The following is a 3,203-nucleotide window of genomic DNA, read 5'->3' on the forward strand; positions in this document are numbered from 1 at the left end:
GTATTGGGGGCGGCATCAATCCGTCCAATCCGTCGAACCCGAGCAATCCGTCCAATCCGTCAAACCCCAGCAGGCCGAGCCTGCCGGGTGTCGTGGCCCAGATGTCGGATAGCAACGTGGCGCGAATGAAGAAGCGCTGCGTCGACGTGCTCGGCAGCGAAGGCGCTTACGACCGCGACCTCCGGCAACTCTGCCTCCTGATCGCGCGCCGCTGATGCTGGAGGTGCCGGGACTGGAGGTGCCGAACCGGCCCTGAGGCCCGGCCGCATGTTCCTGGCCTCCGGCTGGTCGGAAGGCCCGCCACACTGGCGGGCTTTCCGCGTTCATTGGCGTGCCGGTATCAAAGTTCTGGCTTCCATCACGTTGGATGGCCGTTTCCGTTGCCACGATCGCACGGAACGGTAGAGCCTTGGGAACGTTCTCGTCCTCGAACATCGCGGCCGCGATGTTCGACCCAATGCGTCAACGCTAACGGGAGCTGAAAGCCATGAGCCTTGGAACCATACTGATCATCATTCTTATCCTTGCCCTGCTTGGCGGCTTCAGCGGCCTCGGCGGAGGTCCTTTTTATGGCGCCGGCTACTATGGCGGCGGCGGCCTCGGGCTCGTGCTGCTCATCGTCATCGTGCTTGTCGTGCTCGGGCGCATCTAGCCAGGCCCGCCCGGTTGTCGCCGACAGATCGCAATCTCGTGAGCGCCCCCAATGTCGGCGCGCACCGGATTGTGATGCAGGCAAGCCGGCTTGTGATCCTGCACTCTGCAAAACTTTCGTATGGTCATTGCGGTCCACACCCCCCCCGTGGAAACAAGAGGAGAGGGTCCCACCCCTTATCCTCCTCCAAGGCCCGCTCCGGTTCACCGTGGCGGGCTTTTGCTTGATGGGCGAGGAACCGGCTTGCATCAAGCTTCAAGGAAAGGCGGGTGTTTTCTGAGAAGTCTCCGTTCTGGCTGCGGCATTGAGCGCAGCCAGATCCTGACGCCAGATTACTCCATGTCAGGTACGTCGCCGCTGACGAAGAGCGTGTTAGGCGGGCCGTATTCGCCTAGCGTCGGATCGGCCTCACGGCTCCAGGCGATGACGCCGGCATGCTTTGCCGCCAGAGCCTTGGCGGTGCGTATAGCGCGGTCTTCGCTTTGCTGGTCGGCGGGTCCAAAGGCGGGGAACAACTCGCCATCCTCACCGCGATCGAAGGCGACCACGACGATCAGCCTGGGATTTTTCTGGCCACTGGAATCGGACATCTTGCACCTTTAGCGCGGAACCTATCACATTGCTCGGGGTTGAAGGCCGCGAATCGATGAATGCCGACTTTGGGGAGTGGCATCGTGCAAGATCAGCGTTTCGATGAGCCGGTCAGGATTGCACTCGGCCGATCGCGAAACTCGATCTTCAACGTGGAGCGGGTCGCTCAGGCTGCAGACATCCTGCTGAACCGCTGGCCGGTTGCGACCGGGCAAAAGCATATGGTTGCCCGCAAGGTCTGTCTGGCCGTGCTCGAGGGAAAGAAAGAGGTCTCGGCGGCAAGGGCGGCGTTCATTAACGCCGCGATCGAGGCGGACATCCTCGTCGAACCGCGTGAGGTGTCGATCCCGTAGCCTGCTCCGGTGAAATTGAATCAGGGTCTGGCTCCATCCCCTTGATGTATGCCTCTTTTTTGGCGATCGCCGACCGGCTTTTCGGGGGCCATATTGACCTGCCTCTCGGCGCGCCTTGCACGGTATTCCGCATATTCGCTGCCTTTTGGGCAGTCTTCAGTACCCGTTGACATAGCATCCCGGTCTCTATATTGAACAGGATTATACAGGTTCACTGAACAGGTACTATATGAAGCGGCGCGCGGTTCAACTGTCTCCCGGTACGGGCAAACCCGAGCAGATCGCCACCGTTCTCGAACATGAAATCCGCTCCGGTGTTCTCGGCTTCGGCGACCGCCTGCAAAGCGAGAATGAACTTGTCCAGCGCTTCTCCGTCAGTCGCAATACGGTCCGCAAGGGCCTCGAGGAATTGTCCAGCCGGGGGCTGATCACGACCAGGGTTGGTATTGGCTCGTTCGTCACCTTCGACGGCAAGCCGGTCGATGACTCCATCGGCTGGTCGCGCGCGCTGGCCGATGCCGGCGCCAATGCCGAGACGCGGACGCTGCGGCTGGAGGTCATCGAAGACCCCGATCTGGCTTCGCTGCTTGGTATCGAAAGCCCGTTCTTCATTGCGGTTGACCGGGTGCGCACCAACGCCAGCGACGGCCATGCGATCTCCATCGAGCGCAGCCGGCTGCCACTGTCCTCCGAGCTTGAGGACGTACCGTTGCGCGGACTGCGCGAGGGCTCGCTGCACCAGACGCTGCGCGCCGCCGGCCTCATTCCCGACCATGGCGAGGAATGGGTCGAGATCGAGATGCTCAATGCCGAGGATGCGGCCATCCTCGGTTGCCCACAAGGCACGCCCTTCCTGCGCGGCCGCCGGTTGACGCGTGCGGCTGACGACCGGCCGATCGAGTATGTCACCAGCCTGCTCAACCCGGCACATTTTGCGCTGCATATGAGGTTCTGAGCGATGCCGGATGCAACCAGCAAGGCCATCGATCGCGCCATGGGCGCGCTTGTCGGCGGAGCGCTGGGAGACGCGCTCGGCATGCCGACGCAGCTTTTGTCGCCGGCTCGCATTGCCGAACTCTACGGCCATGTAGAGGATTTCATCGAGCCTTTCGCCGATCATCCGGTGTCGAAGGGCCTGGCCGCCGGAACCATCACCGACGATACCGAACAGGCGCTGCTGCTCGGCCGCATCCTGGTCGAATCCGGCGACCGTTTGGACCACGCGCGCTGGGTCAATGCGCTGCTCGACTGGGAGCGCGAGGTCAAGGCGCGCGGCAGCTATGATCTTTTGGGGCCGTCGACCAAGCGTGCCATCGATGCCATCAACAATGGCGTACCGGCCGAGGAAGCGGGACGCAGCGGCGACACCAATGGCGCGGCCATGCGTATCGCGCCTGTCGGCATCATGATGCCGCTTGAACCGTTGGAGACGTTCGTCGGCAAGGTGGCGGAGACTTGCCGGGCGACGCACAACACCTCGATCGCCATAGCCTCGGCCGCAGCCGTCGCAGCGGCCGTCAGCCGCGGCGTCGCCGGCGGCGGTTGGCGCGATGCTTCGGCCAGCGCGGTCGCGGCGGCGAGGCGAGGGGCGACGCTCGGACATTGGG

Annotated in this window: 5 protein-coding genes and 1 pseudogene; 5 read left to right on the forward strand and 1 reads right to left on the reverse strand. The window is 63.0% G+C overall.

Annotated elements, in window-relative coordinates; all coding sequences use genetic code 11:
• A pseudogene (locus tag EN750_RS25760) lies at positions 1–215 on the forward strand (hypothetical protein); the annotation flags it as partial.
• A gap of 272 nt (positions 216–487) precedes the next feature.
• Positions 488–652, forward strand: a complete 165-nt coding sequence (locus EN750_RS25765; protein WP_127268780.1) for a DUF3309 family protein — start codon at positions 488–490, stop codon at positions 650–652.
• Between the two features lie 332 nt (positions 653–984).
• Here EN750_RS25765 and EN750_RS25770 read toward each other — a convergent pair whose 3' ends face one another.
• Entirely contained in the window at positions 985–1,242 is a 258-nt protein-coding gene (locus EN750_RS25770; protein WP_127268781.1) for a hypothetical protein, read from the reverse strand.
• 60 nt (positions 1,243–1,302) lie between these two features.
• On the opposite strand from EN750_RS25770, the gene EN750_RS25775 reads away from it, so the two are divergent.
• From EN750_RS25775 to EN750_RS25785, 3 genes are all read left to right on the forward strand, one after another.
• Positions 1,303–1,596 (forward strand): DUF982 domain-containing protein, encoded by a 294-nt coding sequence (locus tag EN750_RS25775; RefSeq protein WP_245482812.1) that lies wholly within the window; start codon positions 1,303–1,305, stop codon positions 1,594–1,596.
• Positions 1,597–1,825: 229 nt separating this feature from the next.
• Positions 1,826–2,551 carry a GntR family transcriptional regulator gene (locus EN750_RS25780; RefSeq protein ID WP_127398229.1) on the forward strand — a complete coding sequence of 242 codons (726 nt, stop codon included), beginning with the start codon at positions 1,826–1,828 and terminating at the stop codon, positions 2,549–2,551.
• 3 nt (positions 2,552–2,554) lie between these two features.
• On the forward strand, positions 2,555–3,203 hold a 649-nt coding region (locus tag EN750_RS25785; protein WP_189526447.1), incomplete at its 3' end, for an ADP-ribosylglycohydrolase family protein.

The sequence above is a fragment of the Mesorhizobium sp. M7A.F.Ca.ET.027.03.2.1 genome (assembly GCF_003999175.1).
Classification (GTDB): Bacteria; Pseudomonadota; Alphaproteobacteria; order Rhizobiales; family Rhizobiaceae; genus Mesorhizobium.

Bases quoted from the DNA above. Each gene is read 5' to 3' on its own strand.
- EN750_RS25765 (WP_127268780.1), top strand. From the start codon at position 488: ATGAGCCTTGGAACCATACTGATCATCATTCTTATCCTTGCCCTGCTT.
- EN750_RS25770 (WP_127268781.1), bottom strand. From the start codon at position 1,242: ATGTCCGATTCCAGTGGCCAGAAAAATCCCAGGCTGATCGTCGTGGTC.
- EN750_RS25775 (WP_245482812.1), top strand. From the start codon at position 1,303: ATGCCGACTTTGGGGAGTGGCATCGTGCAAGATCAGCGTTTCGATGAG.
- EN750_RS25780 (WP_127398229.1), top strand. From the start codon at position 1,826: ATGAAGCGGCGCGCGGTTCAACTGTCTCCCGGTACGGGCAAACCCGAG.